7 protein-coding genes are annotated in these 3394 nt (G+C 60.0%); all 7 read left to right on the forward strand.

Going from position 1 to position 3394, the window contains the following annotated elements:
* The first annotated feature begins 26 nt into the window (after positions 1–26).
* The 7 genes from ABW043_RS21500 to grxD all read left to right on the forward strand — a co-directional run bounded on the left by ABW043_RS21500 (position 27) and on the right by grxD (position 3286).
* The gene (locus ABW043_RS21500; RefSeq protein ID WP_353923238.1) at positions 27–620 is read left to right on the forward strand and encodes a hypothetical protein; all 594 of its coding nucleotides are present in this window, start codon (positions 27–29) and stop codon (positions 618–620) included.
* Positions 621–707: 87 nt separating this feature from the next.
* Positions 708–941, forward strand: a complete 234-nt coding sequence (locus ABW043_RS21505; protein ID WP_353923239.1) for a BolA/IbaG family iron-sulfur metabolism protein — start codon at positions 708–710, stop codon at positions 939–941.
* A gap of 5 nt (positions 942–946) precedes the next feature.
* Complete coding sequence (locus ABW043_RS21510) at positions 947–1270, forward strand: DUF6665 family protein (protein WP_353923240.1); 324 nt, start codon at positions 947–949, stop codon at positions 1268–1270.
* Complete coding sequence (locus ABW043_RS21515) at positions 1267–1650, forward strand: HIT family protein (protein WP_353923241.1); 384 nt, start codon at positions 1267–1269, stop codon at positions 1648–1650. The genes ABW043_RS21510 and ABW043_RS21515 overlap by 4 nt, the downstream gene beginning before the upstream one ends.
* Positions 1647–2291 (forward strand): HAD family hydrolase, encoded by a 645-nt coding sequence (locus tag ABW043_RS21520; protein ID WP_353923242.1) that lies wholly within the window; start codon positions 1647–1649, stop codon positions 2289–2291. Before ABW043_RS21515 ends, ABW043_RS21520 begins: the two co-directional genes overlap by 4 nt.
* Before the next feature lie 9 nt (positions 2292–2300).
* Positions 2301–2840: a hypothetical protein gene (locus ABW043_RS21525; protein WP_353923243.1), complete on the forward strand. Its 540-nt coding sequence runs from the start codon at positions 2301–2303 to the stop codon at positions 2838–2840.
* A gap of 110 nt (positions 2841–2950) precedes the next feature.
* Complete coding sequence (gene grxD, locus ABW043_RS21530; protein ID WP_353923244.1) at positions 2951–3286, forward strand: Grx4 family monothiol glutaredoxin; 336 nt, start codon at positions 2951–2953, stop codon at positions 3284–3286.
* Positions 3287–3394: the final 108 nt, after the last annotated feature.

A 3394-nucleotide genomic window follows, 5' to 3' on the forward strand; every position in this document is an offset into this window, starting at 1 on the left:
GCGGCGTAGTTTTTCTGGAGCGTCTGATGAGATCGAAGCGTTTTCTGGCGATCGTAGTGGGATTGGGCGCAGCAGCCATGCCAGTTGTAGCGCTTGGCCAGAGCGTCAGCGTCACCCGCTCAATCTTTGCAGACCAGCCCTACACCCTGATCTATCCCGAGGTGATGGTCGCCAGCGGCGGCGCGGGCGAACCGCTGGTGATCAATCACCCCAATGCGCCACTGCAGTGCGACCTTTCCATATTGCCGGTGGAAGACACGCAATGGACGGCGGAAGGCGCCGTTTCCGAGATCGACACCGCGGCTGTGACTGCTTCCTGGGCCGAGACCTTTCCGGGCTTCTCACTCGGAAATAGCGGCACCACGCAATATCAGGACGCAACGGCGCTCTTTTATGAAGGCACGAGCGAAAGCTCGCCCATGAACGTGCCCGTGACGCTGCTTCACACCGAAACGGTGACCTCGGGCCGCGGCTATTCGCTCGACTGCATCTACGCCACTTCGGTGGCCGAGCAGATTCGCCCCGTCGTTGATTTTATTGTGGCCAATTTCGCCACGCGCTCGGACGCGGAATGCTGTATCGGCGTCACCGCCGAAACGGAGCCGGCCCCGGCGCAATAGCGCCGTCCCGATATTGAAGCTGCCGCACTCGCGTGCCATATCAAGGACATGGCCGGAAACGGCAGAAACGAGCACGGGAGACTGCACATGCCAATGGACGCCACCGAGATCGAGCGCCGCATCAAGGCTGCCCTGCCCGATGCTGAAATCGAGATTCGCGACCTTGCCGGCGACGGCGACCACTGGGCGGCCTCAGTGAAATCGGAGAGCTTCCGGGGCAAGACACGCGTGCAGCAGCACAAGATGGTCTATGACAGCCTGCAGGGCGATATGGGCGGTGCGCTACACGCGCTCGCGCTCCAAACCAGCATTCCCGAATAAACTCAATGTCTGGTCTTCGGGACTCGCTCGACCTCATTCGCATGGTGCGGCCCGAGGCCGGCACTTCGGCGATTGACCACGAAATCGCGGCCGAGCGGGCCAGCTCGCTCGGCACGGCAGAGGCTCGTGTACTCAAGAGCTTGAAGGCGCTGGCCGAGGCATCCGCCAACCGGGAGGAGCTCCTCGACGACGCTCGCGACGCCGTTTGGTCCTACTTCGTGCAGCGCGAATTGGTCGGCTTCCGCCGGCACACGGATGTCATTCAGGCGCTGGCCATTCCCGGAGAAGTTATTGTTGGGCTCGGAGCCAAGCCGGCTCGGCGGCCATGACGGAACCCGGATGCAGGTTCTGCCGGGCCAATGGTCTCCTGTCCGACAGCGCCGTCCTCGAAACGCAGTACTTTTACGTTCTCAGCAGCCTTGATTCCGCCTTGCAGCGTGCCGGCATGATCGTGCCTCACCGCCATAGCGAAAACCCGTTCGAGATGACGCCGGAAGAATGGGTCGATTTCGGTCGTGCACTTGCGGCTGCGCGAGATCATTTTTCGAGCCATCAACCCGATGGCTTCACTTTGGGTTGGAATGTTGGCGCCGTTGGTGGACAGAACGTGTTCCACACGCACCTCCACATCATCCCGCGCTTTGCCGGCGAGCCGCTCGAAGGCAAGGGCATCAGGCACGCGTTCAAGCAGCAGGGAAAAATCGCGTGACGCGTGCAGTGGTCTTCGACATCGACGGCGTGCTTGTGCACGGCTATCACGCTCGGCCAGACCTGCATGAAAGCTTCGACGACAAGCTGCGCGCCCTCGGTATCAATGCGGATCGATTTCAGCGAGAGTTCGTCCACGACATCTTCATGAAGCGCGTCCTCATTGGCGAGGTCCCCATGGTTGAAGCGCTCGATCGTCGCCTCAAGGCCTTTGGATACAAGGGCTCGACCATGGCCGTGCTTGACCTCTGGATGAGCCATGATTGCTTTCCCAACACCGCCATGCTCGATGTCGTCCGGAAACTGAAGGTTCACCCCGAAGTACGGCTCTATCTCGCCACCAACCAGGACCACAGCCGAGCGCAGTTTCTCTGGCACTCCATTGGCCTCAAGGACCTCTTCGAGGACATGTTCTACTCGGCCCGCTTTGGCAGGACCAAGGCGCATGGGAAGTTTTATGAGATGGCGGAAGAGCGTATGGCTGCCTCCGAGCTGCCGCCGCTGTTTTTCGATGACACGCCAAAGGTAGTCGATGCGGCGAGAAAGCACGGCTGGGAGGTCGTACTGTTCGAAACCGTCGACGATTGTGCCAATCACCCTTGGATCGCCGAGCGCCTCGGCTCGATCTCATCCAATAACTAGGAGCATCTGATGAACCGACTGGCTCTGGCCGCGTCTGCTTTCGCCTTGTTGGCCGCGCCGGCCGCTGCACAGGATGCGCTTTGCTTCCAGAACGAGACCGCTCTCGTCATTGCGCAGGAGCGTAGTGAACAGGTGGGCATGGACATCCTCGTTCGCGCGCCGGCCAGGGGGAAGATCAAGTGCGAGTATCAGGTGCGGGACGGCGACTGGATCATTGGTCAGCCTGATGAACCGCTCTGGTATGAAGGGCTTATGGGCAAGTATCTCATCCTGACGCGCTCAACCGGGCCCGATGGCAATCTCGTGGTCTATGACCTTGAAACGCAGGGCCTGTTCATCGACGAATGGATCGATGACGATTTCGTTCTGTCCGAGAGCGAAGTGACCTATTGGCAGCGTTTCGAAGATGGGGACGCGCAGAATTGCCCACAGTTCGATGAGTTTACCACCAACGGGCTTGGCGCAGTGATTGCGCGAGAACAGGTATTCGACACCGTGGCAGGCACGATAACAGGCACTGGCGAAGAGCGCTGCAGCGCAACGCAGTAACAAACATCGTCATCCGACGATGGCCGATCTCGACAACGCCACAGTCCCGTCCTATTTAATGTCCGAGTTCCGCCGGGCCTTGACCCCGGTTTACTGAAAGGCTCCTCCCCATGACCGATATCAACGCCTTTATCGATGACAAGGTGAAGAACAACGACGTGTTCCTCTTCATGAAGGGCACTCCCGACTTTCCGCAGTGCGGCTTCTCCGGCCAGGTCGTCCAGATCCTGGGCTATCTCGGCGTCGAGTATGACACCGCCAATGTGCTGGAAAGCGCCGAACTGCGCGACGGTATCAAGGCCTATTCCAACTGGCCGACCATTCCGCAACTCTACGTAAAGGGCGAATTCATCGGCGGTGCCGACATCACCCGCGAAATGTTCCAGTCGGGCGAACTGCAGACGCACTTGCAGCAGGCCGGCATCGAGGTCAAGCAGAGCGCCTAAGCGCTCGCTTTCCAAGAATTTTTAGGCCCTGCCCCAGCCCGGCGGGGCCTTTTGCTTTTCGCGGGGCCGCTCATAAGCTGTCTGCGCTCCGGACAGGCTCGCACATCA

Source organism: Devosia sp. (genome assembly GCF_040509215.1).
In the GTDB taxonomy this organism is placed as follows: Bacteria; Pseudomonadota; Alphaproteobacteria; order Rhizobiales; family Devosiaceae; genus Devosia.

Coding starts and splice junctions, on each gene's coding strand:
- ABW043_RS21515 (WP_353923241.1), top strand. CDS start 1,267: ATGACGGAACCCGGATGCAGGTTCTGCCGGGCCAATGGTCTCCTGTCC.
- ABW043_RS21500 (WP_353923238.1), top strand. CDS start 27: ATGAGATCGAAGCGTTTTCTGGCGATCGTAGTGGGATTGGGCGCAGCA.
- ABW043_RS21510 (WP_353923240.1), top strand. CDS start 947: ATGTCTGGTCTTCGGGACTCGCTCGACCTCATTCGCATGGTGCGGCCC.
- ABW043_RS21525 (WP_353923243.1), top strand. CDS start 2,301: ATGAACCGACTGGCTCTGGCCGCGTCTGCTTTCGCCTTGTTGGCCGCG.
- grxD (WP_353923244.1), top strand. CDS start 2,951: ATGACCGATATCAACGCCTTTATCGATGACAAGGTGAAGAACAACGAC.
- ABW043_RS21505 (WP_353923239.1), top strand. CDS start 708: ATGCCAATGGACGCCACCGAGATCGAGCGCCGCATCAAGGCTGCCCTG.